The sequence below is a fragment of the Arthrobacter sp. NPDC058097 genome (assembly GCF_042884885.1).
GTDB lineage: Bacteria > Actinomycetota > Actinomycetes > Actinomycetales > Micrococcaceae > Arthrobacter.
On record NZ_JBHVSZ010000010.1, the window covers coordinates 177478 to 199908 of the forward strand.

Annotated in this window: 22 protein-coding genes; 13 read left to right on the forward strand and 9 right to left on the reverse strand. The window is 67.9% G+C overall.

Annotation, left to right across the window (positions count from 1 at the left end):
- Positions 1–23: 23 nt before the first annotated feature.
- The 4 genes from pdhA to ACFVTE_RS17930 all read left to right on the forward strand — a co-directional run bounded on the left by pdhA (position 24) and on the right by ACFVTE_RS17930 (position 4560).
- Positions 24–1271, forward strand: coding sequence for a pyruvate dehydrogenase (acetyl-transferring) E1 component subunit alpha (pdhA, locus tag ACFVTE_RS17915; protein ID WP_387102643.1), 1248 nt, complete (start codon positions 24–26; stop codon positions 1269–1271).
- The gene (locus ACFVTE_RS17920) at positions 1271–2251 is read left to right on the forward strand and encodes an alpha-ketoacid dehydrogenase subunit beta (protein ID WP_387102645.1); all 981 of its coding nucleotides are present in this window, start codon (positions 1271–1273) and stop codon (positions 2249–2251) included. The genes pdhA and ACFVTE_RS17920 overlap by 1 nt, the downstream gene beginning before the upstream one ends.
- Before the next feature lie 87 nt (positions 2252–2338).
- Entirely contained in the window at positions 2339–3865 is a 1527-nt protein-coding gene (locus tag ACFVTE_RS17925) for a 2-oxo acid dehydrogenase subunit E2 (RefSeq protein ID WP_387102647.1), read from the forward strand.
- A gap of 65 nt (positions 3866–3930) precedes the next feature.
- Positions 3931–4560, forward strand: coding sequence for a phosphatase PAP2 family protein (locus ACFVTE_RS17930; protein ID WP_387102648.1), 630 nt, complete (start codon positions 3931–3933; stop codon positions 4558–4560).
- Between the two features lie 38 nt (positions 4561–4598).
- Here the strand turns inward: ACFVTE_RS17930 and ACFVTE_RS17935 are convergent, their stop codons facing one another.
- From ACFVTE_RS17935 to ACFVTE_RS17945, 3 genes are all read right to left on the reverse strand, one after another.
- A complete protein-coding gene (locus ACFVTE_RS17935) occupies positions 4599–4940 on the reverse strand; it encodes a hypothetical protein (RefSeq protein ID WP_387102650.1) in 342 nt (113 codons plus the stop codon).
- 146 nt (positions 4941–5086) lie between these two features.
- A complete protein-coding gene (locus ACFVTE_RS17940; protein ID WP_387102651.1) occupies positions 5087–5518 on the reverse strand; it encodes a universal stress protein in 432 nt (143 codons plus the stop codon).
- A 71-nt stretch (positions 5519–5589) separates the two neighbouring features.
- Positions 5590–6885, reverse strand: coding sequence for a PLP-dependent aminotransferase family protein (locus ACFVTE_RS17945; protein ID WP_387102653.1), 1296 nt, complete (start codon positions 6883–6885; stop codon positions 5590–5592).
- Between the two features lie 124 nt (positions 6886–7009).
- Here ACFVTE_RS17945 and ACFVTE_RS17950 point away from each other — a divergent pair, with 124 nt between their 5' ends.
- Positions 7010–7948, forward strand: coding sequence for an isocitrate lyase/phosphoenolpyruvate mutase family protein (locus tag ACFVTE_RS17950; RefSeq protein WP_387102655.1), 939 nt, complete (start codon positions 7010–7012; stop codon positions 7946–7948).
- Positions 7949–7954: 6 nt separating this feature from the next.
- Here ACFVTE_RS17950 and ACFVTE_RS17955 read toward each other — a convergent pair whose 3' ends face one another.
- Both ACFVTE_RS17955 and ACFVTE_RS17960 read right to left on the reverse strand, forming a co-directional pair.
- Positions 7955–8875 carry a GerMN domain-containing protein gene (locus ACFVTE_RS17955; protein ID WP_387102657.1) on the reverse strand — a complete coding sequence of 307 codons (921 nt, stop codon included), beginning with the start codon at positions 8873–8875 and terminating at the stop codon, positions 7955–7957.
- Positions 8876–9090: 215 nt separating this feature from the next.
- Positions 9091–9657 carry an NAD(P)H-dependent oxidoreductase gene (locus ACFVTE_RS17960; RefSeq protein ID WP_387102659.1) on the reverse strand — a complete coding sequence of 189 codons (567 nt, stop codon included), beginning with the start codon at positions 9655–9657 and terminating at the stop codon, positions 9091–9093.
- A gap of 124 nt (positions 9658–9781) precedes the next feature.
- On the opposite strand from ACFVTE_RS17960, the gene ACFVTE_RS17965 reads away from it, so the two are divergent.
- The gene (locus ACFVTE_RS17965) at positions 9782–10471 is read left to right on the forward strand and encodes a TetR/AcrR family transcriptional regulator (RefSeq protein WP_387102661.1); all 690 of its coding nucleotides are present in this window, start codon (positions 9782–9784) and stop codon (positions 10469–10471) included.
- On the forward strand, positions 10468–11520 hold the full coding sequence (locus ACFVTE_RS17970; RefSeq protein ID WP_387102663.1) for a Gfo/Idh/MocA family oxidoreductase: 1053 nt from the start codon (positions 10468–10470) through the stop codon (positions 11518–11520). The genes ACFVTE_RS17965 and ACFVTE_RS17970 overlap by 4 nt, the downstream gene beginning before the upstream one ends.
- A 74-nt stretch (positions 11521–11594) precedes the next feature.
- Here ACFVTE_RS17970 and ald read toward each other — a convergent pair whose 3' ends face one another.
- The gene (gene ald / locus ACFVTE_RS17975; RefSeq protein ID WP_387102665.1) at positions 11595–12713 is read right to left on the reverse strand and encodes an alanine dehydrogenase; all 1119 of its coding nucleotides are present in this window, start codon (positions 12711–12713) and stop codon (positions 11595–11597) included.
- 233 nt (positions 12714–12946) lie between these two features.
- On the opposite strand from ald, the gene ACFVTE_RS17980 reads away from it, so the two are divergent.
- A complete protein-coding gene (locus tag ACFVTE_RS17980) occupies positions 12947–14164 on the forward strand; it encodes a PucR family transcriptional regulator (RefSeq protein ID WP_387102667.1) in 1218 nt (405 codons plus the stop codon).
- Between the two features lie 7 nt (positions 14165–14171).
- On the opposite strand, the gene ACFVTE_RS17985 is transcribed toward ACFVTE_RS17980, so the two are convergent.
- A complete protein-coding gene (locus ACFVTE_RS17985; protein ID WP_387102668.1) occupies positions 14172–14507 on the reverse strand; it encodes a hypothetical protein in 336 nt (111 codons plus the stop codon).
- 250 nt (positions 14508–14757) lie between these two features.
- On the opposite strand from ACFVTE_RS17985, the gene ACFVTE_RS17990 reads away from it, so the two are divergent.
- The gene (locus ACFVTE_RS17990) at positions 14758–15012 is read left to right on the forward strand and encodes a hypothetical protein (RefSeq protein WP_387102670.1); all 255 of its coding nucleotides are present in this window, start codon (positions 14758–14760) and stop codon (positions 15010–15012) included.
- A gap of 27 nt (positions 15013–15039) precedes the next feature.
- On the opposite strand, the gene ACFVTE_RS17995 is transcribed toward ACFVTE_RS17990, so the two are convergent.
- Positions 15040–15474 carry a helix-turn-helix domain-containing protein gene (locus tag ACFVTE_RS17995; protein WP_387102672.1) on the reverse strand — a complete coding sequence of 145 codons (435 nt, stop codon included), beginning with the start codon at positions 15472–15474 and terminating at the stop codon, positions 15040–15042.
- 43 nt (positions 15475–15517) lie between these two features.
- Between ACFVTE_RS17995 and ACFVTE_RS18000 the strand changes: the two genes are divergently transcribed.
- The gene (locus tag ACFVTE_RS18000) at positions 15518–16369 is read left to right on the forward strand and encodes an alpha/beta fold hydrolase (RefSeq protein ID WP_387102674.1); all 852 of its coding nucleotides are present in this window, start codon (positions 15518–15520) and stop codon (positions 16367–16369) included.
- A 59-nt stretch (positions 16370–16428) separates the two neighbouring features.
- Here ACFVTE_RS18000 and ptsP read toward each other — a convergent pair whose 3' ends face one another.
- Complete coding sequence (gene ptsP / locus ACFVTE_RS18005) at positions 16429–18114, reverse strand: phosphoenolpyruvate--protein phosphotransferase (RefSeq protein ID WP_387102676.1); 1686 nt, start codon at positions 18112–18114, stop codon at positions 16429–16431.
- Positions 18115–18277: 163 nt separating this feature from the next.
- Between ptsP and ACFVTE_RS18010 the strand changes: the two genes are divergently transcribed.
- From ACFVTE_RS18010 to ACFVTE_RS18020, 3 genes are read left to right on the forward strand one after another with little or no spacing between them, the layout of a single operon-like run.
- On the forward strand, positions 18278–19003 hold the full coding sequence (locus tag ACFVTE_RS18010) for a TetR/AcrR family transcriptional regulator (protein ID WP_387102678.1): 726 nt from the start codon (positions 18278–18280) through the stop codon (positions 19001–19003).
- Between the two features lie 53 nt (positions 19004–19056).
- On the forward strand, positions 19057–21120 hold the full coding sequence (locus ACFVTE_RS18015; protein WP_387102680.1) for a PTS mannitol transporter subunit IICBA: 2064 nt from the start codon (positions 19057–19059) through the stop codon (positions 21118–21120).
- The gene (locus tag ACFVTE_RS18020) at positions 21120–22283 is read left to right on the forward strand and encodes a mannitol-1-phosphate 5-dehydrogenase (RefSeq protein ID WP_387102682.1); all 1164 of its coding nucleotides are present in this window, start codon (positions 21120–21122) and stop codon (positions 22281–22283) included. Before ACFVTE_RS18015 ends, ACFVTE_RS18020 begins: the two co-directional genes overlap by 1 nt.
- Positions 22284–22431 lie beyond the last annotated feature (148 nt).

Here is a 22431-nt window from a genome sequence, read left to right on the forward strand (position 1 = left end):
GATGCGGCAGGCAAGGAGACGGTATGGGCGCAACACATCTGCCCTCCACCGAGTTCGATGGAACGGAACTGGACGACCAGCTCGAGGCTCAGGCCGAGGCTGCCCTGGGCGTGCCTCCGACCGAGATGGTCCAGCTTCTGGGCCCCGACGGCACGCTGGGAACGGACTCCGTGTTCTCCGAGTACGCCGCGCGTCTCGACGCCGAAAAGCTCCGGGGTTTCTACGCGGACATGGCTTCCATCCGCCGCTTTGACCAGGAAGCCACCGCCCTGCAGCGGCAGGGCCAGCTGGCGCTGTGGGTTCCCCTGACAGGCCAGGAAGCTGCCCAGATCGGATCCGGCCGGGCCAGCCAGCCGCAGGACTACATCTTCCCCACTTACCGCGAGCACGGCGTTGCCCTGACCCGCAACGTGGACCTGGCCGAACTGCTGAAGCAGTTCCGCGGCGTCTCCAACGGCGGCTGGAACCCCAAGGACACCAACTTCCACCTGTACACGCTGGTCCTGGCCGCGCAGACGCCACACGCCGTCGGATACGCCATGGGCATCCAGCGCGACCAGAAGCTCGCCGAAGCGCAGAGGCTGGAAGGCGCCCAGGGCGGCGTGGAAGGCTCGGCCGAGCCAAAGGCCGCCGTCATGGTCTACTTCGGCGACGGTGCCAGCTCCGAGGGCGACGTCCACGAGTCCATGGTCTTTGCCTCCTCGTACAACGCCCCTGTGGTCTTCTTCTGCCAGAACAACCACTGGGCCATCTCCGTGCCCACCGCTGTGCAGACACGCATTCCGCTGTCCAACCGCGCCAAGGGTTACGGCTTCCCGGGCATCCGGGTTGACGGCAACGACGTCGTGGCGGTCCACGCCGTCACCGAATGGGCGCTGGAGCACGCACGCCAGGGCAACGGCCCGGTCCTGATTGAGGCCTTCACCTACCGCGTAGGTGCCCACACCACTGCCGACGATCCCACGAAGTACCGCGAGTCCTCGGAAGAGGCCCTGTGGCGCGAAAAGGACCCGCTGGACCGGCTGGAAAAGTACCTCCGCGCCGAGGGCGTGGCCGACGACGCGTTCTTCGCCAAGGTTGCTGCCGAGGGCGACGAACTCGCCGCCTACATCCGGAAGTCCACCTACGCGTCGGACGCCCCGGACATCAGGACGGCTTTCGCCAACACCTACGTCGAGGCGCATCCGCTCGTGGCCGAGGAACTGGCGTGGTTCGAAGAGTACAGCGCGGGCTTTGCCGGCGAGGACGAGGGAGAAGGGGCAGGCCGCTGATGACCACCATGACCATTGCCAAGGCCATCAACGAAGGCCTGCGCGCCACGCTCAGCAACAACCCCAAGTCCCTCCTCATGGGCGAGGACATCGGCCCCCTCGGCGGCGTCTACCGCGTCACCGACGGCCTGATCGGCGAATTCGGCGCCGACCGCGTGGTGGACACCCCGCTGGCAGAATCCGGCATCATCGGCACCGCGATCGGCCTGGCGCTACGCGGCTACCTGCCCGTTGCCGAAATCCAGTTCGACGGCTTCGTCTTCCCCGGCTTCAACCAGATCACCACCCAGCTGGCCAAAATCCACTCGCGCAGCAACGGCAACCTCACCGTGCCCGTGGTCATCCGCATCCCCTACGGCGGCGGCATCGGCTCTATCGAGCACCACTCGGAATCGCCGGAGGCACTGTTCGCGCACACGCCCGGCCTGCGCATCATCACCCCGTCCAACCCACACGACGCTTACTGGATGATCCAGCAGGCCGTGAACTGCCAGGACCCGGTGATCGTTTTCGAACCGAAGCGCCGCTACTGGCTCAAGGGTGAGGTGGACACCGCATCGGCCGGCTCGGCTGAAGACCCGTTCAAGGCCCACGTGGTCCGCGAGGGAACCGACGCCACCGTGGTGGTATACGGCCCGCTCGTGCCCGTGGCCCTCGCTGCCGCCAACGCCGCGGCCGAGGATGGCCGCAGCATCGAAGTAATCGACCTGCGCTCCATCTCGCCAATCGATTTCGACGCCATCGAGGCCTCCGTTAAGAAAACGGGCCGGCTGGTCGTGGCGCACGAGGCACCCACCTTCGGCGGCATCGGCGGCGAAATCGCTGCCCGCATCAGCGAACGGGCCTTCCTGTCGCTGGAGGCGCCGGTCATCCGGGTCGGGGGCTTCCACATGCCATACCCCGTGGCCAAGATCGAAGAGGACTACCTGCCGGACATCGACCGCATCCTTGAGGCGCTGGACCGCACCTTCGCGTATTGACGCCGTGGCGCACCAGCGCCAGCTGACTCTTTCGCCCACTGCCTCCGCACGTCCCGGAGCGCCCGAGCTTTCGAACCCGAGGATCCCATGACGCTTAACAAGTTCAACCTCCCCGACGTCGGTGAGGGCCTGACCGAGGCAGAGATCGTTTCGTGGAAGGTCAAGCCCGGGGATGAGGTGGCCATCAACGACGTCCTGTGCGAGATCGAGACTGCCAAGTCCCTCGTGGAGCTCCCGTCGCCGTTCGCCGGCACCGTCACCGAACTGCTGGTCCCGGAAGGGGCGACGGTCGACGTCGGGACCGCCATCATCAGCGTCTCTGACACCATGCACGGCGACCCCACGCCTGCCGACGCGCCCGCGCCGATGTACGGAAAGCTCCCGGTGGACGGCGGTACCGCCGCCGGCGGTGAAAAGTCAGACGGCGGTGCTGCCGCGGGCGGCCTTGCCGCCGGTCCGCTGGTGGGTTCAGGCCCGAAGGCCGACGCCGTGAAGCGGCGCCCGCGCCTGACGCGGCCCACGATACCGGCAGATACAGTCCACGGTGCGCCGGAAGTGGAGCCTGTCCAGCCCCACTCCGCGGCGGACGTTCTCCTGGATGTTCCGGCCAGCGCAGAGCCGGTGGCCGGGCCTGTCCCGGCGAGGCGGCCCGAGTGGACTCCCGCACTCGAGTCCGACAAGCCGACCATTGGCGGGGCCATTTCCGGGCTCATGAACAGGGTCCTGGCCAAGCCCCCGGTGCGGAAGATCGCCCGCGACCTGGGCATCGACCTGGCCGATGTCGTGGCCACCGGCGCGCGCGGCGAGGTGACGCGGGAGGACCTGGTCAGCTACCAGGCGCAGCGCGATGCGGAAGTGGACAAGGCGGACACCTTCTGGGGCACGTCCGGCCGTCCGCAGGAGCAGCGGGTCGAGCGCATCCCGGTCAAGGGCGTCCGGAAGGCCACCGCGAAGGCCATGGTGGAGTCGGCGTTCTCCGCGCCGCACGTGAGCATCTTCGTGGACGTGGATGCCAGCCGCACCATGGAGTTCGTCAAGCGGCTCAAGGCTTCACGTGACTTTGAGGGCATCAAGGTGTCCCCGCTGCTGATCCTTGCCAAGGCCGTCATCTGGGCCGCGGCGCGGAACCCGAGCGTCAATGCCACCTGGGTGGACAACCCGGACGGCAGCGACTCCGCCGAGATTCACGTCAAGCACTTCATGAACCTGGGCATCGCAGCGGCCACACCGCGCGGGCTGATGGTCCCGAACATCAAGAATGCCCAGGATCTGTCCCTCAAGGAACTGGCGCTGGCGCTCAACGAGCTGGCCACCACGGCGCGCGCCGGCAAGACCCAGCCGGCGCAGATGCAGGGCGGCACGTTGACCGTCACCAACATTGGCGCCCTCGGCATCGACACCGGAACCCCCATCATCAACCCGGGTGAAGTGGCCATCGTGGCGTTCGGCACCATCAAGCAGAAGCCGTGGGTCCTGGACGGCGAGGTCATACCGCGCTGGATCACCACGCTCGGCGGATCCTTCGATCACCGCGTCGTGGACGGCGACCTTTCCGCCCGCTTCATGGCCGACGTTGCCGCCATCCTGGAAGAGCCTGCCCTGCTGCTCGACTGACGGGCCCCGGAGGGGTACCCTCCGGGGAAAGGGGGATGGACCGGACAGGCAGGGACGGGGTTCCCATGGGTGAGGATCGCGGGATCGCCAGCATCCGCGTGAAGAACCGCGTGGCCCGGGTCATTACCGAGGCCCTTCAGCCGCCCATCACCGTGGCGCTGCTGCTGCTTCTCAGCCCGGCCATGGAACCCGGCTTTCCGGGCACCGTCTGGTTCGGTGCCGTGGCGGTGCTGTTTGTGTGCGTGCTGCCGCTGGCCGCCGTCGTCCTTCTGGTGCGGCTGGGCAAGGTGACGGACCACCACGTCAGCGACCGTAAGCAGCGCGCACCGGTGCTCGCCATGGCAGTCGTGTCGCTGCTCGCGGGGCTGGGAGTGCTCCTGGCCATCAAGGCGCCGTACAGCGTCATCGTGGTGGTGCTTGCGATAGTCGGCGGCGTGGTGGTGCTGGCCGCCATCAGCCTGTTCTGGAAGATCAGCGGCCACGCCGGGGCCATCGCACTGACGGCGGTCATCTCGGTGCTGATCCTGGGCGTCCAGTGGCTTCCGCTGCTTCTGCTGATTCCTGCAGTCGGCTGGTCCAGGGTGGTGCTGGGCGCCCATACGGTGGCGCAGGTTGTTGCGGGCGCCCTGGTGGGCGGCGGGGTCACCGCCGGGCTGTGGTGGCTGCTGCGTGAGGTGCTGGTCCGGATTGGCTGACGCCGGGGCCAGTCATCAGGCCGACGCCGAAGGCTGGCTTAGTATGCGGAGTAGGAGTTGGCCAGCAGCTGGGCCATGGCCGGATCGCCGGACATGCCTGCCATGCTTACGGCGGCGGCCAGCAGGACGCCGCAGACGGCTGCGATGCCGGTGCTCACGAGCGTGAGGAACTTCCAGTCTTCGCGGATAACGCTTTTCAGCGTGTCCGGCAGCTGGAGGTCAGGGGAGATGAGGTTCGGGGCGCTGTCCACGGAGCCGTCGTCGAGGAGGGCGATCACGCGGCCGGCGGAGCGGTCCACGCGCATGGCGCTGATGTGGTTGCCGTGGCGGGCAAGAAGGATGTCGTGGCCGACGAGTTGGCGACGCTGGAGAGTAAGCACAGTGTTCCCCTGAAGGTAGATTTGGGTTTGTCCGCACCATCGGGGGCAACTCCAATTTTATCTTTCAGGGCATGCGCAACTGCCGGAAAACCGGGTGAGACTGCCCACCAGCCCGGGTGATCCGCGTCAAGTCAGGCCCGCTGTGGCTAATCGGCGCCGTAGGTGTTCGCGATGTAGACGTCGCAGGAAGCGCTGTGGGCCACGCTGTTCGCCACACTGCCCAGCACGCGCCCCAGGCCCTGCATCCGGCGGTTTCCCACCACGATCATGCTCGCGTCCAGGCGCTCCGCCTCCCTGACCAGGGCTTCGGCCGGCTTGCCCCGCGCGGAGGAATAGGTGATCTGGAAGTCGCCGTCAGCCAGGGCAGTCGCCACGTCCCGGGCCACCTTTTCAGCGTCGTCGGCGGACGACACGATCCACCGGTCGCTGCCGCTGCCGAAGACTTCGGTCCGGTCGGTATCGAACGCGGACACGACGTGGAGCCTGGCCCCGAGCGCCGCAGCCAAATCCCGCGCCACCTCCGCCGCCTTGCGTGCGGTCCCGCTTCCGTCCACACCAACAACAATCGTTCCCGCCATGGCCTGATCTCCTTTGAATGTCGCGACGAATCTGATGTTCCGTTCGTGGCCTGTTTCGTCCGTGTCTCAGCTCAGTCCAGCGAGTCTATGGCTTCCTGCAGTACCGGCGCCAGGCGCCGCACGCCTTCGGCGATGGCCTCCGGCGGAACGGCGCTGAACGCCAGGCGGAGTCTGTTCGAAGGGGCGTCCGAGTGCGTGAAGGCCGCGCCGGGAATGAAGACGACGCCGGCTTCAATCGCCTTGTGGAGCAGGGGATACGTGTCCACGCCCTCCGGCAGTGTCACCCAGACGAAGAATCCGCCCTGCGGCCGGGTCCAGCTGAGACCCTCGGGCATGTACTCCTCCAGGGCAGCCAGCATCGCGTGGCAGCGCTCGGCATACAGGCCGCGGTACGTCTCGATCTGGCCCTTCCAGTCATAGTCCCGAAGGTAGGCCGAGACGAGCATCTGGTTCAGCGTGGGCGGGCAAAGGGTCACTGCCTCGGAGGCGAGGTAGTAGCGGCGCTGCAGGTGGGCGGGAACCAGGGCCCAGCCGATGCGCAGGCCCGGGGCGAAGATCTTCGAGAACGAGCCCATGTAGATGACGTCGTCCGGGTTGCCTGCGCGCAGCGGCGCGAGCGGCTCGCCGTCGAACCGCAGCAGGCCGTACGGGTTGTCCTCCAGCACCAGGATGTTGGCGCGGCGGCAGATGTCCACGATCTGCTGCCGCCGCTCCTGCGCCAGGGTGATGCCCGACGGGTTGTTGAAGTTGGGGATGGTGTAGAGGAACTTGATGTTTTTCCCGGCAGTCTGGAGCGCCGCGATCCGGGCCTCAAGAAGCTCAGGCACCAGCCCGTCGTCGTCCATGGGAACGGCCTCCACCTGGACCTGGTAGGCCTCGAACGTGTTGAGGGCCCCCACGTAGGTGGGTTCCTCCACGAGGACCACATCGCCGGGATTGCAGAAGACCTTGGTGGCCACATCCTGGGCGGACTGCGAGCCGGCGGTGATCACCACGTTCTCCGGCCGGGCGTCAAGGATGCCCTCGGCGGCCATGACCTCGCAGATCTGCGTGCGCAGTTCCTCGGTGCCCTGGCCGCCGCCGTACTGGAGCGCGGTAAGGCCGTCCTCGGCGATGATCCGGGCTGCCGTCTGGGCGAGCTTGTCGAGGGGCAGCGACTGCAGATAGGGGCTGCCCCCGGCCAGCGAGACCAGGCCGGGGCGCATGGAGATGTCGAAAACGTCCCGGACCGCCGACTGCCTGATGTTCGCGGCGCGCTCGGAGAAGAGTTCGTCGTGGCGGTGGGCTGAGGTTGCGGCCCGCTCGATCGCATCGATGGCTTCGGCGGGGAGGACGGCTGCGGCGGCGTCGAGTGTTTCGTGGGTCACAATCCCAGAGTACAGCCATTGGTTGCTGATTAGGCAACAGCTGTTGACCAGTTTTCCTTGGCGGGTATGAACTGGTGACCGCGGACGCCTTTACCTTCGGCAGGGCAAGGCATGGAATGGAGCCATGACGTCACTCGAGCCTACGCCCGCACTGTCCCAGTCCGCACCGTCCCAGTCTGCGGAGTCCCAACCGGCGGAGTCCCAGTCTGCGCAGGCCGACGCCTTCCGCCAGATGCACGCGGGCGGTCCTGTTCCGCTGGTGCTCGTGAACGTGTGGGATGCCGCGTCTGCCCGGCTGGTGGAGAAGGCGGGGGCGCTGGCGATTGCCACCTCGAGTTCGGCCATCTCGTGGAGCCTCGGCTTTCCGGACGGCAGCCACGTGCCGCCGGGCCTGGCGTTTGATGCGCTCCGCAGGATCACTGCCGCCGCGAGCGTCCCGGTCACGGCGGATATCGAAGCCGGGTATGCGGGCGCGGACGGCATTTTCGACGACGGCCTGCTCCGGCAGACTGTCACGGCGGTGCTGGCGGCCGGCGCCGTTGGCGTCAATATCGAAGATTCGGGCGGCGCGTCCCTCACGGCCGCGGATGAGCAGGCCCGCAGGATCAGCCTGGTCCGCAGCGTCGCGGCAGAGTCGGGCGTGCACCTCTTCATCAACGCCCGGACGGACACGTACCTTTCCGGGCAGTTCGGCGACTCCGCATTCGAGGAGACCCTGGCACGGGCCGAGGGCTACCTCGCTGCGGGGGCCGACGGAATTTTCGTGCCAGGCGTGACGGACCTCCACGTCCTGCATGAGCTGAGCAGGCGGATTCCGGCGCCGCTGAACGCGCTGGCGGGCGTCGGATCGGCGTCGGTGGGCGAACTGCACGACGCCGGTGTGCGGCGGGTCAGCATCGGCGGCAATGCGGCCAAGGCGGCGTATGCAACGGTGTCCCGTGTGGCCGCCGAAATCCTGGGCGACGGCAACTGGTCGGAACTTGCGGGTTCGCCGAGCCACGCTGAGATGGATGCGCTGTTCTCCGGGGAGACCGGCCCTCCCGGGACCGGCGCCCAGTCCTGATAGGCGCTAGCGGAGGCCGAGAACGTCGGCCAGGGGCACTCCGCTGACGTAGATTTCCGCCCGGACGGCACCCACGGCCGTGACGGCAGTGTGGGTGAGCTGCGCTTCGATCCGCGGAAGATCGCAGACGCCGCCGGGCTGGACTGCGCCGGTCAGGTTTACCACCACGGTGGTGCCGTCGAGGTAACCGGACGCGTACTGCAGCGAAGAAGCAGACAGTGCGTTGTAGAGGCCGCTGGCCGGCGGTGCGCCCGGACCTGACAGCAGCCTGCTCATGGCGGCCTGCAGCGGCTCACTGATGGTGGAGTCGGCATTGTGCACGGCCACCAGGCTGTCGTTGCAGCCGAAGCGCACGCCGGACCTGCCGCCGTCGTCGATCGCCACGTAGTAAACCGCGGTGCCCGCGCTGGCGGCGCCGGAGGCTCCGCCTGCACCTGCGCCAGGCAACGTGGAACCCGATGCTGTGGAACCCGGGGCAGGGGCGGCCGAAGCCGGGCCGGCCCCGGCTCCCGAGGCTGGCGCGGGTTGCTGGACGGTTCCGCCCGGCAGCTGTGCCTGGGTGTCCGGACCGGTGACGCCGGTGCCGAGTCCGCCGGCCGACGGGCCGACGGAGTTAGCGCCTGCGGACGGAAGCGCCGGACGGGTGGCAGGAGCGGGCTCGGAGGCCCCGCCTGCCGCGCCAGGAGCGCCTGTGCCTGCGGCACCCTGGGTGGAGGCGCCCAGCCCGGATCCGGCGGCGGTGGGCGTGCCGGCTTCCTCGGGCGGGCTCACGGGAGGCGCCGGGCGGGGTTCGGGTGCCGCCGCAGGGGCGGGACCGGCGTCGTAAGCACTTTGGCCGGGAGTGCAGGAGGCGAGCCACAGGGGGAGCGTCAGGCAGAACGCGGCGACCGCCGTCGTCAGCGGTCTGGCTCCCCAGCTCGACTTCATGACTGCACCGCACTCCCTGCCCCGGCACGTCCCGTACATCAACGTTACGGCGGGGCGGCGGGCCGTGGAACGGTGCCGGGGTGTCAGTTTGGCTGCAGCTCAGTCACGGATTGGTTGCAGCCTTTCCCGACCGTCCTGCAAGGCGGAGAGCCCGGAAACAGCGCACGCCCCCGGCCGCTGGAGGGCCGGGGGCGTGCGAAAGGGGAGGAACCTGCCTAGGCTGCGGCGCCGGCGGGCTCGACGGCGGAAAGGGCGACGAAGAGTTCCTTGATCTGCTCAACGACCTCGGCGTCGTCCTTCGGGTGGGTTTCGGCGAAGCGGACCATGGAGCCGGGGACGGCGAGCTTGGCGTCCTCCAGGACGCGGGCGCCGGCGATGCCGACGGCCTTGCGGGCCTCGTCCTGGGCCCAGACGCCGCCGAACTGGCCAAAGGCGGTGCCGACGACGGCGGTGGGCTTTCCGGCGAGGGCGCCGGCGCCGAACGGGCGGGACAGCCAGTCGATGGCGTTCTTCAGCGAGGCGGGCATGGTGCCGTTGTGCTCCGGGGTGACCAGCAGCAGGGCGTCAGCCTGGCCGGCTGCCTCGCGCAGGGCGGTGGCGGCCGCCGGGACCTGGCCTTCGACGTCGATGTCCTCGTTGTAGAACGGGATGTTGCCCAGGCTCTCGTGGATCACGATCTCGACGCCTTCGGGCGCGTTCAGCTGGATGGCTTCGGCAAGCTTGCGGTTGTGGGAGTCGGCGCGCAGGCTTCCCACGAGGGCGAGTACGGTGCTCTTGGACATGTGAACTCCTTAGGTCTTGCCGCGGAACGCTCCGCGGCGAGTGGTTCTTGGAGGCGTTTGGTGCCTTCATCCAGACTAAACGGACTACGGTCCGGATATTATTCCCGGGTCTAGAATGCTTGGTGTGAGCCTCATCCCAATCCGCTCCGGGTCCTCAACCGGCCCGGGGTCATCGCTCGGGCCCTCGGCCGGCCCCTCTGCCGGCGCCGGGGCGGAACGCAGCGATGCCGCCCGGAACCGCGAGCTGCTCCTGTGCGCTGCACGGCAGCTTGTGGAGGAATGCGGCGCCGACGGCGTGACCATGGACAAACTGGCGGAGCGCGCCGGCGTCGGCAAGGGGACCGTGTTCCGCCGGTTCGGCAGCCGCGCCGGGCTCATGATGACCCTGCTCAGCGACGCCGAGGCCGAATTCCAGGGCCGCTTCATGTTCGGGCCCCCGCCGCTTGGGCCCGGGGCGCCGCCGCGGGAACGGCTGATCGCCTTCGGTGCCGAACGCATCCGCTACGTCCTGGAATACGGTGAGCTCGCGAGGGCCGCCCAGGCGTCCCTGCACAACAGGTTCGAGGCCCCCGCGGCAGTGCTGTGGCACCGGCACATTGAGCATTTGCTGCGTTCGGCGGGCTTCGACGCGGACCCGTGGCTGATGGCCATGTCCCTTAGCGCAACCCTCGACCCCGAACGCCTGCTGCATGCCGTCCGCGTGCAGCACGTTTCGCCGGAGCGGCTGGAGGAATCCTGGCGCGAGCTGGTCAGCCGCGTCGTCGGAGATGTGGCAGGCGGTGACGCCGGGGCAGAGGGTAGCGTGGCACCATGAGCACCGATTCCTCCACTCCTATCCGTACCGCCGTGGTGGGCTTCGGCCTGTCCGGCCGGGTTTTCCATGCGCCGCTCATCGCGGCGGATCGCAGCTACTCGCTGGACGTGATCGCCACCTCCGACCCCGCACGGGAGGCGACCGCCGTGGAACAGTACCCCGGCGTGAAAACAGTGCCCGACGGCGATGCCGTCCTTGCGCTGGCCCCTGACCTTGACCTCGTGGTGCTGGGGACTCCGCCGGCCACCCATTATCCGCTGGCAAAGGCGGCGCTGGAGGCCGGGCTCGACGTCGTCGTCGACAAGCCGTTCGCCGTGACGAGCGCGCAGGGGCAGGAGCTGATCGCGCTCGCAGAGCGGCTGGGGCGGGTCCTGACAGTGTTCCAGAACCGGCGCTGGGACGGGGACTACCTCACGGTCAGGGCACTGCTCGACGGCGGGGTGCTGGGCGAGGTGACACGGTTCGAGTCGCGCTTTGAACGGTGGTCGCCCGAGGTTTCCAAGGCCTGGAAGGCGGAGGCGACGGCGGCCGACGGCGGCGGCGTCCTGTTCGACCTCGGCACCCACCTCCTGGACCAGGCGCTGCAGCTCTTCGGCCCGGGCGAGGTAGTTCATGCCGAGCTTCTCGCCCGGCGGCCGGGCGAGAAGACGGATGATGACTGCTTCGTGGTGCTGCGGCACGAGAGCGGCGTGCTCAGCCACCTCTGGATGAACATGCTCTGCGCCCAGCAGGGGCCGCGCTACCGGGTCCTCGGCACGGGCGGCGCCTACACCAAGCACGGCGTGGACCCGCAGGAGCCGTACATCGTGGCCGGCGGCAGCCCGCTGGATGCCGAGTACGGCGTGGAGGCCGCCGAATGGGCCGGGCACCTGGGCCGCGACGGGCACCTCGACCGGCTGCCCACCGAGCGCGGGAACTACCCGGAGTTCTACCGGATCCTCGCAGCCAAGATCTGCGACGGCGGCGCAGCCTCGGCCCTGCCGGTCCCGGTGGACCCGGCCGGCCCCGTCGAGGTGCTCAAACTGATCGAGCAGGCGCGGGCGCTTTAAACACCAATCGACTGCTCCGTAACTGCCGTTTTGGGGGTCCAAAAGGGCGGTGGCGGAGCAGTCGACGGTGAAACTTACGCGGAGACCAGCTCGTGCCAGTCCGCCACGAGGGGCAGGTCGTGTGCCTCGGAGACGGAGTGGTGCGCCACGTGGCCGGCGGCGATGTTCAGGCCGGCGGCGAGGGCCGGGTCCTTCTCGAAGGCTGCCTTGACGCCGAGGTTTGCCAGGGCAACGCCGTAGCGGAGCGTGACGTTGGTCAGCGCGTAGGTGGAGGTGTTCGGAACGGCGCCGGGCATGTTGGCCACGCAGTAGAAGATCGTGTTGTGGACCTTGTACGTGGGTTCCTGGTGCGTGGTGGGGCGGGTGTCCTCGAAGCAGCCGCCCTGGTCCACGGCGATGTCCACGAGCACCGAGCCGGGCTTCATCCGGGCCACGAGCTCGTTGGTCACCAGCTTCGGGGCCTTGGCGCCGGGGATCAGCACGGAGCCGATCACGAGGTCGGCGTCCACCACGGACTTCTCGATCTCGTACTTGTTGGATGCCACGGTCTTGAGCCGGCCCTGGTACTGGGCGTCGAGTTCGCGCAGCCGGTTGATGTTGATGTCCAGGATGGTGACGTCGGCGCCGAGGCCCAGGGCCATGGCGGCGGCGTTGGTGCCCGCGACGCCCGCGCCGAGGACCACGACCTTGGCGGGGCGGACGCCCGGAACGCCGCCGAGCAGCACACCCTTGCCGCCGGCGGGCGCCATCAGGGACGTGGCACCGACCTGGACGGACAGCCGGCCGGCCACCTCGGACATGGGGGCGAGCAGGGGCAGGGTGCGGCCTTCCTGCACGGTCTCGTAGGCGATGGCGGTGACGCCGGAGTTGATGAGCTCCTGGGTCAGCTCGGGCTCGGCCGCCAGGTGCAGGTAGGTGAAGAGGATCAGGCCCTTGCGGAAGCGGTGGTACTCGGCCTTGATGGGTTCCTTGACCTTCATGACCATGTCCGCGCGGGACCAGACCTCGTCGGCGTCGGCGACGATCTCGGCGCCCGCGATGGCGTATTCCTCGTCGGTGATGCCGGAACCCAGGCCCGCGCCGCGCTCCACCAGGACCGTGTGGCCGTGGGTGCGGAATTCGTGAACGCCGGCGGCCGTGATGGCGACGCGGAATTCGTTGTTCTTGATCTCTTTGGGGACACCGATGATCATTTTTTGGGCTCCAGATTCGATGGCTGCAAGGCCGGAATGTGTGGGGAAGTTGTGATTCCAGAATAGATCCGGCTGTGAGGCGCACTACAGGAACCGGCCGTCTCCGCCACAGCAAAACCGCGTGTTTCCGCGGTTTTTCGGAGCCGCAGCTCGACTAATGTCGACCGCCGGGGCGTCAGGTGTCGCCTGATGTCCGTTCGCCGAAGTCTGCCCGGGGGACGTAGTCTGTCAGCATGCAGCAGGATGTGGAACAGCTCGTGGAACGGGTGGCCCTCAAGCTGGGCCGCGGGCTTTCCCTGGAGGACCTCGACGGCCTTTTGCTTGCCTACAGCTCCAACCAGTCGCATGCGGACCGGGTGCGGGTGAACTTCCTGCTGAGCAAGCGGGTACCGCTGGACGTCAAAAACTGGCAGCTCTCGCACGGCATCGCCACCGCGGTGCGGCCCGTTGTGGTGCCCGCCAACGAGGAACTGGGGATGCTCGGGCGCGTCTGCGTCCCGCTGCTGGTCCGCGGGTTCCGGGTGGGCTACCTGTGGGTGCAGCTGGACGTTGAGGACCAGAGTGCGACGGCGATCCTCGCTGAATTGCCCGGCGTCCGGGACGATCTGGATGTGCTCTCCGGACTGCTGCTGGACTCCAACACCGCCGAGTCCGAGTTCCGGCGCAGCCGCGAACGCGAATTCCTCGCCGCCTGTGCCGGGGAAGCCAACGCCGTTGCTGCCGTGGCGGGCTGGAAGGAAGTGCAGGACCGCGGGCCCTGGCAGCTGGTGACGGTGCTCGATGCCGACGGCTGGATGGCAGGTCCGGATCCCATAGCCTCCACGCTCATCCACCGCGCCGCGGCACTGCAGGCCACCATCGGCGTGGACGCTGTCCTGTTCAGTGCGGGTGCGGAAACCCATTCGGTGGTTCTCTTCCGGGAGTCCACGGGGCGCGCCAGCCAGGCCCAGGTCCTGGTGCACTACCAGCTGGAGCTCGCCAAGCGTTCCGGCAGGTCCGTGGAGCGGATCATCCTGGGAACGAGTGAGGGATTCGGCCGCATCAAGGACCTGGCAGAGGCGTACCGGCAGTCGAAGGTTGCCGCCCTTGCAGCGGCGGTTGATCCGCGGCTCGGTGAGCTGGTGGACTGCCGCGGGACGGGCGTTTACCAGCTCCTGGCATCGGCCGGCGGTGGGGCGGGGGTCTGGAGCGATGCAAGTTCGGTGAATTTCCGGGCCCTTGAGGACCACGACCGGAACGGGGAGCTGCTGCCTGTACTGGAACTTCTGTACGACAATGACGGGTCCGTCCAGGACGTTGCCGAAAAACTGCACCTGCACCGCAGCAGCATCTACAACCGGCTGGGCCGCATCCGTCAGCTGCTGGGCGTCGATCCGCTCAAGGGGATGGTGCGGCTGGAACTGCATGCTGCCCTGAAAGCGCGCCGCTGGGCATCAAGGCCAAGAATCTAGCAATCGCCTAGGCGGCGGTCCCTTCGCCGGTGGGCAGCTGCCCGGCCGCAAGCTCGGCGGCCCGTTCGGCGGCCGGTTCGGTGGTCCGCTCAGCGGGACGCTCGGTGGTCCGCTCCGCAGCCCGTTGCAGTGAAACGCCCTCGGGAAGGTGCTGCGGGAGCCCCTGGAGCCGGGTGCGGGACTTGGCCACGCGGCTCTGGACCCACAGGGATACTGCCACGAAGACCACGCAGCTGGAGGTGAAGACGGCCGTATTGTTCAGGCCCATGATGATTCCCAGGGCAGCCGCCACACCCATGGCGGCGATGCCCGCCACGATGTGCAACCCCCTGAATCTCACCACGAATAAAGAGTAACCCTGTGCGCCAGCCCGAAGCCCGGCTTCCGGTGGATCGTTGCTTGATCCTTATCACCCCGTCATGTTGCCAGGGAGACTGGTCGTAGTCGTAGTAGTTCAGCGAGTCGGGGTTGAGGTCGTGGGTGACGAAACGGGGTTCGCCGGTCCGCTGCGTCCGCCACCATTCCAGCCAGTGGGTCGCCTCCCGGAGGCTCCACGGGGCGTAGGCGATGCCGGCTCCGACGATGATGTCCGAGTGCTGCTTAATGAAGTTGGCCAGTTCCTGCTTCAGGTACAGGAATTCGCTGCGGCGGGGTACGTCGGACGCCGCTGCCGCCGCGGCCGTGACATTGCCGGCAATCGTTTCCAGGTCGACGAAAACGCGGTTGATGCTGGAGGAGAGCGCGGTGGCCGTCCGTTCAAGGGCTTCTTCTACGGTCTCCACGTCACGCCGGCTCCCGGGCCTTCGGGCGCCGGCGCTTTTCCGATTACCTCAATCTTGTACGTTTAACGTTTTAGACCAGTGCCCGGCCCGGCTTTACTTGCGGTTTTCGCCGTCGGGGGTCCCGCCGTCGGACGTTCCGGCGGCTCCGTCAGCTGCCGCCTGCTTCTTTTTCTGCCCTTCCAGCCAGCTCATGATGGCAGCCAGCCGGATGCGGCGGTGGGTGCCGCGGTATTCCACGGGGATCTCGCCCCGGTCCGTCATGTTGCGCAGGTAGGTGTGTGAGATGCCGGCCAGTTCGGCCGCCTGCGAGGTGGTCAGCATTTCCTCCACGCTGCTTACGGTCACCGCCTCGCCGCGGCTGAACCGTGCCAGAAGATCGACGACGGCGTCCCTCGCCTGGGGCGGGAGGCGGTGGACGGTGCCGTCCACGAAGACGGTGATGTCGGTGCCGCCGTCGAGCGCGCGCTGCAGCTTCAGCGCGTCGTCGGCAGGAAGGGCGGGCGCTACCCTGGGAGCAATCAGAGCCATGGCAGAAGCCTAGCCGCTGCGGTGGGTTGGATATGCTCGGCGGATGAGACTTGCCGGTGGAACAGAAGTGACGGCGAACGGCCTGACGGGGCGCCTGTATGCGTCAAACGCGCCCGCGGCCACGGGGCAGCCGGCCTACGTGCTGCTCCACGGCATCGGCGTCTCCCACCGCTACCTCGCCCGGCTGCACGTGGAACTGGCGGGACCGGAAGGACAGAACCAGCCGCCGGAAGACCAGTGGCAGGCTGAGGGCAGCGAGGCGGGTGCAGCCGTCTACTCCTTCGACCTGCCGGGTTTCGGCGGTACGCCGCGGCCTGGGCACCAAGTGACCGTTGGCGAATATGCCGCCTTCGTTGCCGTTGTCCTGGCGGAGCGCGGCGTGGAGTCCTGCTTTGTGGTGGGCCACTCCATGGGAGCGCAGTTTGCAGTGGAGCTGGCACTCCAGGCCCCCGCGCTGGTGGCCCGGACAGTGCTCATGGGTCCTGTGGTGGATCCCGCGCGCAGGAGTGCCGCCTGGCACGCGCTGGCGCTGACACGGGACGCCCTGTTCAGCGAGCCGCCCACCACCAACGCCGTGGTCTTTACCGACTATTTCCGGACGGGCATGCGGTGGTATCTGACCGAACTGCCCGAAATGATGGGCTACCCGCTCGACACCCGGATCCGGGGCGTGGCGCAGCCGGTGCTCGTGCTCCGCGGCGGAAGGGATCCGATTGCCCGCCGGCCGTGGTGCGAATTCCTCGCCGCGCAGGCGCCGGACGGTGCATTCGCCGAGGTGCACGGACGGGGGCACGTGGTTCAGGAGACCGCCACCGAAGATATTGCCCGGATCATCCGGAGTTGGGCCGGAACCGCTGCCGAAGGCTCCGCAGCGGCAGGTGGATCTGCCGCCTGAAACTCAAAAAGCAGGCGGGCGTCCGGAGCTCCGGATGCCCGCCTGGCTTTGCGGCCGAATTACAGCCCGAGCTCTTCCAGAACGGGCAGCCTCTCCCGGACCCAGGCCCGGGCTTCCACTGCGCTCGGCGCGGACAGGGCCAGCTTGGCCAGCTCCTGGGCCTCCGCCAGGGTGACGGTTTTCAGTACTGCGGCCACCGCCGCCAGCGACCGGGCGGTCATGGACAGCGTGGTGACGCCCAGGCCGGTCAGCACGACGGCGAGGGCCGGGTCCGCCGCCGCCTCGCCGCAGACGCCCACCGGCTTGTTGTGGCCTTCTGCCCTGGAACCCTCAACGGTCAGGCCGACGAGGCGCAGCACAGCGGGCTGCCACGGCGTGTTCAGGCCGGCGAGCGGACCCAGCTGGCGGTCGGCGGCCATGGCGTACTGGGTGAGGTCGTTGGTGCCCAGGCTGGCGAACTCCACTTCGCGCAGGATGGTGTCGGCAGTGAGGGCGGCGGAGGGAACCTCCACCATCACCCCCGGCGTCTTGATGCCGGCCTCGGCGCACATGGTGGCGAACCGGGCCGCCTCCTCCGCCGTCGAAATCATCGGAGCCATGACCCAGACGTCGGCCTCCGATTCCTGTTCGGCCTTCGCGATCGCCTCCAGCTGCCGGTCCAGGACGCCCGGGGTGGTGAAGTCGGTGCGGTAGCCACGCACGCCCAGGGCCGGGTTGGGTTCGGTGGAGTCGGTGAGGAAGGGGAGTGGCTTGTCGGCGCCGGCGTCCAGGGTGCGGAGCACCACCTTCTTGCCGGGGAAGGCATTGAACACGCCCTTGTACGCGGCGGCCTGTTCCTCGACATTGGGCTCGGTGTCACGTTCCAGGAAGCAGAATTCGGTGCGGAACAGGCCAACGCCCTGAGCGCCGAGCTTGGCCGCAGCCTGGGCGTCCTTGGCCCCGCCCACGTTGGCGAGCAGGGGCACCAGGTGGCCATCCGCCGTCGAGCCTGTCCCGCTGAATTCGGCGAGCAGGGACGCTGTGGCGGCCCAGGCCTCGGCGGCTGCGCGCAGTGAGTCGTCTGGATTGGCCGTGATGGAACCGGCCGCGCCGTCGACGTAGATCTCGGTCCCGTCCGGGAGTTCGTCCACGCCCACAGCGGCGACGACGGCGGGCAGGCCGAGCGAGCGCGCGATGATTGCGGTGTGGGACTGCGGACCGCCGCCTGCGGTCACCAGCGCGAGGACCTTGTTGGGATCGAGGGTGGCGGTGTCGGCAGGGGCCAGGTCCTCAGCCACCAGGATGAACGGTTCGTTCGAGGACGGGATGCCCGGGGCAGGGACGCCGCGGAGTTCGGCCACGATGCGGGCGCGGACGTCCAGGACGTCGGTGGCGCGTTCGGCCATGTAGCCGCCGAGGTTGTGCAGCATTTCCGAAACCGACGAGCCGGATTCCCAGATGGCCCGCTGCGGCGAGGTGCCGCGGGCGATCAGCTTCGCGGCGCCCTTGATCAGCATGGTGTCCTTGGCCATCAGGGCGGTGGCTTCCAGGACGGCCTTGCCGTCACCGGTGGCGTGGTCCGCGCGGGCCCTCAGCTCGTCATGGACGGCACCCGCTGCAGCCTTCAGTGCTGCCGTTGCATCTTCGGGTGTGGTGCCGGCAGCCAGTTGCTCGCCGGCCGGCGGCTCGCTGATGGGTTTGGGCATCTGGCGGATAGTGCCGATGATGCGGCCGGGGCTGACGCCTACTCCTGGGAAGTTCTGCACTGAAGGTCCTCGTTCTCTGCCGGTAGCCAGGCCCGCCGGTGTCTGCCCGGGCTGGAGCCCGGAAGCCCGGAACGGCTACGTCCGAAGCTGGTTTGCGGTGCCTGAAAAAAATTGTATGTGATTCAGTTCATATAGCGTTGCTATAGGTGCTAGGGTAGCGGTTATGAGTTTCGATGGCCAGCTTCCGCCCAAAATGCGGCTGTTGCGTGCGGCAGCCGAGTTGCTGGCCAAGTCCGCGGGGGCGGCTGTTTCCACCCGCCAGATCACCCAGCTGGCGGGCGTCACGGCGCCCACCCTCTATCACCACTTTGGTGACAAGGAGGGCCTGTTTGACGCAGTTGTCGCCGCAGGCTTCGAGGAATATGTGGCCGGCGAGCGGGACTTCGCCCCGTCCGGACAGCCGCTGGAGGACATCCGGCGGATGTGGGACAACCACGTGCAGTTCGGGCTCAAGCAGCCCGAGCTCTATCTGGTCATGTTCGGTAATATCCGCCCCGAGAGCCGCCCGGCCATCGTCGCCGATGCGGAGGGCCTCCTGGAGGAAATGCTGAACAAGGCTGCTGCGGCCGGACAGCTGAACGTCCAGCCACGGGAAGCCGCCAGGAGCATCCTGGCTGCCAACGTGGGTGTGACGCTCATGCTGATCGCAGAACCGGCTGCCGAGCGGAACCTGGAGCTGTCCACGATGACCCGGGACGCCATGATCTTTGCGGTGTCCAGGGACCAGGGGCGGGATGCAACGGAGGACTCCGGGAAGTCATCGGTGGTGGTGGCTGCCATCGCGCTGAACGCGGCGCTGCAGGCATCCCACTCGGACCAGCTCACGAGTTCGGAACTCAAGCTTTTTCTCGAATGGCTCCACCGGATCTCCACCAGTTCCACCGGCTAGACGAAACTATCGGACCATCCTGCGGTGCCGCAGGGACCACGTTAGGAAATCACATGGCAACAGAGACAGTTGCAAAACCCAAAACCAGTGCCCGGGTGCACGTCCAGAGGTTCGGGACGTTCCTGTCCGGCATGATCATGCCCAACATCGGTGCCTTCATCGCCTGGGGCCTCATCACCGCCCTCTTCATCGAGAAGGGCTGGATCCCCGTCCCCGCCCTGGGCGGATTCGGCACCAACGCTGCGGGCGCGCCGAACGTGGGCCTCGTCGGCCCGATGATCACCTACCTGCTGCCACTGCTGATCGGTTACACCGGCGGCAAGATGGTCTATGACGTCCGGGGCGGCGTCGTGGGCGCCATCGGCACCATGGGCGTGATCGTGGGCGCAGGCATCCCGATGTTCATCGGCGCCATGATCATGGGCCCGCTGGGCGGCTGGACCATGAAGCACCTGGACGCGATCTGGCACGGCAAGATCCGTCCCGGCTTCGAAATGCTGGTGAACAATTTCTCCGCCGGCATCTGGGGCGGCCTGCTGGCCCTGCTCGGCTTCTACGGCATCTCACCGCTGGTGACGGCGTTCAGCACGGCCGCCGGCAACTTCGTCCAGTTCCTGGTGCACAACGGCCTGCTTCCGCTGACATCCATCTTCATCGAACCGGCCAAGGTCCTCTTCCTGAACAACGCCATCAACCACGGCGTGCTGACCCCGCTGGGCATCCAGCAGTCCCTGGAGCAGGGCAAGTCCATCCTGTTCCTGCTGGAGGCCAACCCAGGCCCGGGCTTCGGCATCCTGCTGGCCTACATGTTCTTTGGCCGCGGCGCGGCGAAGGCTTCCGCTCCAGGCGCTGCCATCATCCAGTTCCTCGGCGGCATCCATGAGATCTACTTCCCGTACGTCCTGATGCGCCCGCTGCTGATCCTGGCGGCGATCGCCGGCGGCATGACCGGCATCGCCACCCTTGCTGTCACCGGCGCGGGCCTTGTTGCCCCGGCCGCCCCGGGGTCTATCTTCGCGGTGTTCGCCCAGACGGCCCGTGACAGCTACCTTGGCGTGGCTCTCTCGGTGCTGCTGGCCACTACCGTCTCCTTCCTCGTCGCCTCGGTGATCCTGCGGACCACCAAGCACAGCGACGAGGACGACCTCAGTGCGGCCACCAGCCGGATGGAGGAAATGAAGGGTAAGAAGAGCTCTGTCGCCTCCACCCTCACCGGAGCTGGCGCCGGAGGCGGAGTGGGCGTCCTGACCGGCCCCATCAAGAACATTGTGTTCGCGTGCGACGCCGGCATGGGCTCCAGCGCCATGGGCGCCTCCGTGCTGCGCAACAAAATCAAGGCGGCCGGGTTCCCTGAGGTCAACGTCACCAACGCGTCCATCGCCAACCTCAGCGACACGTACGACGTTGTGGTCACGCACCAGGACCTGACCGAGCGTGCCAAACCGGCGACGTCCAGCGCGGTCCACGTCTCCGTGGACAACTTCATGAACAGCCCGCGCTATGACGAGATCGTGGAGCTGGTCGAGCGCAGCAACGCCGAAGGAACGGCTGCGCCCGCCGCAGGAGCGGCCACGGTCGCAGCCCCGGGAGTGCCCACGGCGGCAGCCGGGAGCACCGGGGCCGGCACCACGGCTACCGCGACCACCGCCGAAACTGCCGCTGAGCCCGAAACGGTCGCGGCGCCGTCGGACATCCTGGTGCCGGAGAGCGTGGTCCTGACCGGCTCAGCCTCCACCCGGGATGCCGCGATCGACGAGGCCGGCCAGCTGCTGCTGGCACGCGGGGCGGTGGACGAGGACTACATCCGCGCCATGCACGAGCGCGAGGAGTCCGTCTCCACCTACATGGGCAGCTTCCTGGCCATCCCGCACGGCACCAACGCCGCCAAGGACCACATCCGGAAGTCGGCCGTCTCGGTGGTCCGCTACCCCGAAGGCATCGACTGGAACGGCAAGCAGGTCAAGTTCGTGGTGGGCGTGGCCGGTGTGAACAACGAGCACCTGCACATCCTGTCCTCGATCGCCAAGGTCTTCACGAACAAGGCGCAGGTGGCGCAGCTTGAGGCGGCGACATCGGTGGAGGAAGTGCTGGAACTGTTCGGAAAGGTCAACGCGTAGTGAAGGCTGTACATTTTGGGGCCGGCAACATCGGCCGGGGCTTCGTGGGCCTGCTGCTGCACGAAGCCGGGTATGAAGTGGTGTTCGCCGACGTTGCGGACGCCCTGATCTCCCAGCTCGCCGCCGCGGAGAGCTACCGCGTGCACGAGGTGGGGGAGAACCCTGCCGTGCGCACGGTGGACAACTTCCGGGCGGTGAACTCCGGCACCCAGGAGGCGCAGCTGATCGAGGAAATCGCGACGGCGGACATCGTCACCACCGCGGTGGGCCCGCACATCCTGAAGTTCGTGGCCCCCGCGATCGCCAAGGGAATCGCCGCCCGGGCCGAGGGGCTGGCGCCGCTGCAGGTGATGGCCTGCGAGAACGCCATCAACGCCACGGACATCCTGCGCGAGTCGATCGTCGAGTGCTGGGACGAGGCGGCCGGATCCCTGTCCGATGCGGCCGTGTTCGCCAATACGGCCGTGGACCGGATCGTGCCCAACCAGGAACCGGGCCAGGGCCTGGAGGTGACGGTGGAGACGTTCTACGAATGGGTCATCGACCGCACCCCGTTCGGCGGGGCTGCACCGGTGATTCCGGGCGCCACCTTCGTGGACGAGCTCGGCCCCTACATCGAGCGCAAGCTGTTCACGGTGAATACGGGGCACGCCTCCGCGGCGTACTTCGGGTTCGAAGCCGGGCTGGAGAAGATCTCCGACGCCATGTCTGACGAGGACGTCGCCGCGGATGTGCGCGCCGTGCTCGATGAGACCAAGCAGCTGCTCGTGTCCAAGCACGGCTTCAGCTACGACGAGCAGGAGGCCTACGTCCAGAAGATCCTGGCCCGCTTCACCAACCCGCACCTGCCGGACACCGTGCACCGCGTGGGCCGTGCGCCGCTGCGCAAGCTCAGCCGGCACGAACGGTTCATCGGCCCGGCCGCGGAACTGGCGGAGCGCGGGATCGTCCCCGAGGCGCTGCTCGGTGCGATCGCCGCCGCCCTGCGGTTCAACGACCCCGCCGACGCCGAGGCCGTGGAGCTCGGCCAGATCCTGGCCGACTCCGAGCCAGCGGCGGCCACGGAGCGCATCACCGGGCTGGCGCAGGACCACCCGCTCTTCGCCGCTGTCTGCGGCCTCGTCGAGGAGCGCAAGGCTGAGGACGTCGCCGCCCCGGCGTAGCCTGCCTGACCCAACGAAACTGAACAAGACTAAAACGCACGACGCCGGCACTCAGTGTGAGTGCCGGCGTCGCGCGTTTAACCTGTGCTGTTCAGACGCTTCCTCAGGTCCTGCGGCTTTTCCCGCGACCCTCCATCAGGTCCTGCGG

Excerpts from the sequence above, each read along its gene's own strand:
- pdhA (WP_387102643.1), top strand. The coding sequence starts at position 24 with ATGGGCGCAACACATCTGCCCTCCACCGAGTTCGATGGAACGGAACTG.
- ACFVTE_RS17920 (WP_387102645.1), top strand. The coding sequence starts at position 1,271 with ATGACCACCATGACCATTGCCAAGGCCATCAACGAAGGCCTGCGCGCC.
- ACFVTE_RS17925 (WP_387102647.1), top strand. The coding sequence starts at position 2,339 with ATGACGCTTAACAAGTTCAACCTCCCCGACGTCGGTGAGGGCCTGACC.
- ACFVTE_RS17930 (WP_387102648.1), top strand. The coding sequence starts at position 3,931 with ATGGGTGAGGATCGCGGGATCGCCAGCATCCGCGTGAAGAACCGCGTG.
- ACFVTE_RS17940 (WP_387102651.1), bottom strand. The coding sequence starts at position 5,518 with ATGGCGGGAACGATTGTTGTTGGTGTGGACGGAAGCGGGACCGCACGC.
- ACFVTE_RS17950 (WP_387102655.1), top strand. The coding sequence starts at position 7,010 with ATGACGTCACTCGAGCCTACGCCCGCACTGTCCCAGTCCGCACCGTCC.
- ACFVTE_RS17955 (WP_387102657.1), bottom strand. The coding sequence starts at position 8,875 with ATGAAGTCGAGCTGGGGAGCCAGACCGCTGACGACGGCGGTCGCCGCG.
- ACFVTE_RS17960 (WP_387102659.1), bottom strand. The coding sequence starts at position 9,657 with ATGTCCAAGAGCACCGTACTCGCCCTCGTGGGAAGCCTGCGCGCCGAC.
- ACFVTE_RS17970 (WP_387102663.1), top strand. The coding sequence starts at position 10,468 with ATGAGCACCGATTCCTCCACTCCTATCCGTACCGCCGTGGTGGGCTTC.
- ald (WP_387102665.1), bottom strand. The coding sequence starts at position 12,713 with ATGATCATCGGTGTCCCCAAAGAGATCAAGAACAACGAATTCCGCGTC.
- ACFVTE_RS17980 (WP_387102667.1), top strand. The coding sequence starts at position 12,947 with ATGCAGCAGGATGTGGAACAGCTCGTGGAACGGGTGGCCCTCAAGCTG.
- ACFVTE_RS17995 (WP_387102672.1), bottom strand. The coding sequence starts at position 15,474 with ATGGCTCTGATTGCTCCCAGGGTAGCGCCCGCCCTTCCTGCCGACGAC.
- ACFVTE_RS18000 (WP_387102674.1), top strand. The coding sequence starts at position 15,518 with ATGAGACTTGCCGGTGGAACAGAAGTGACGGCGAACGGCCTGACGGGG.
- ACFVTE_RS18010 (WP_387102678.1), top strand. The coding sequence starts at position 18,278 with ATGAGTTTCGATGGCCAGCTTCCGCCCAAAATGCGGCTGTTGCGTGCG.
- ACFVTE_RS18015 (WP_387102680.1), top strand. The coding sequence starts at position 19,057 with ATGGCAACAGAGACAGTTGCAAAACCCAAAACCAGTGCCCGGGTGCAC.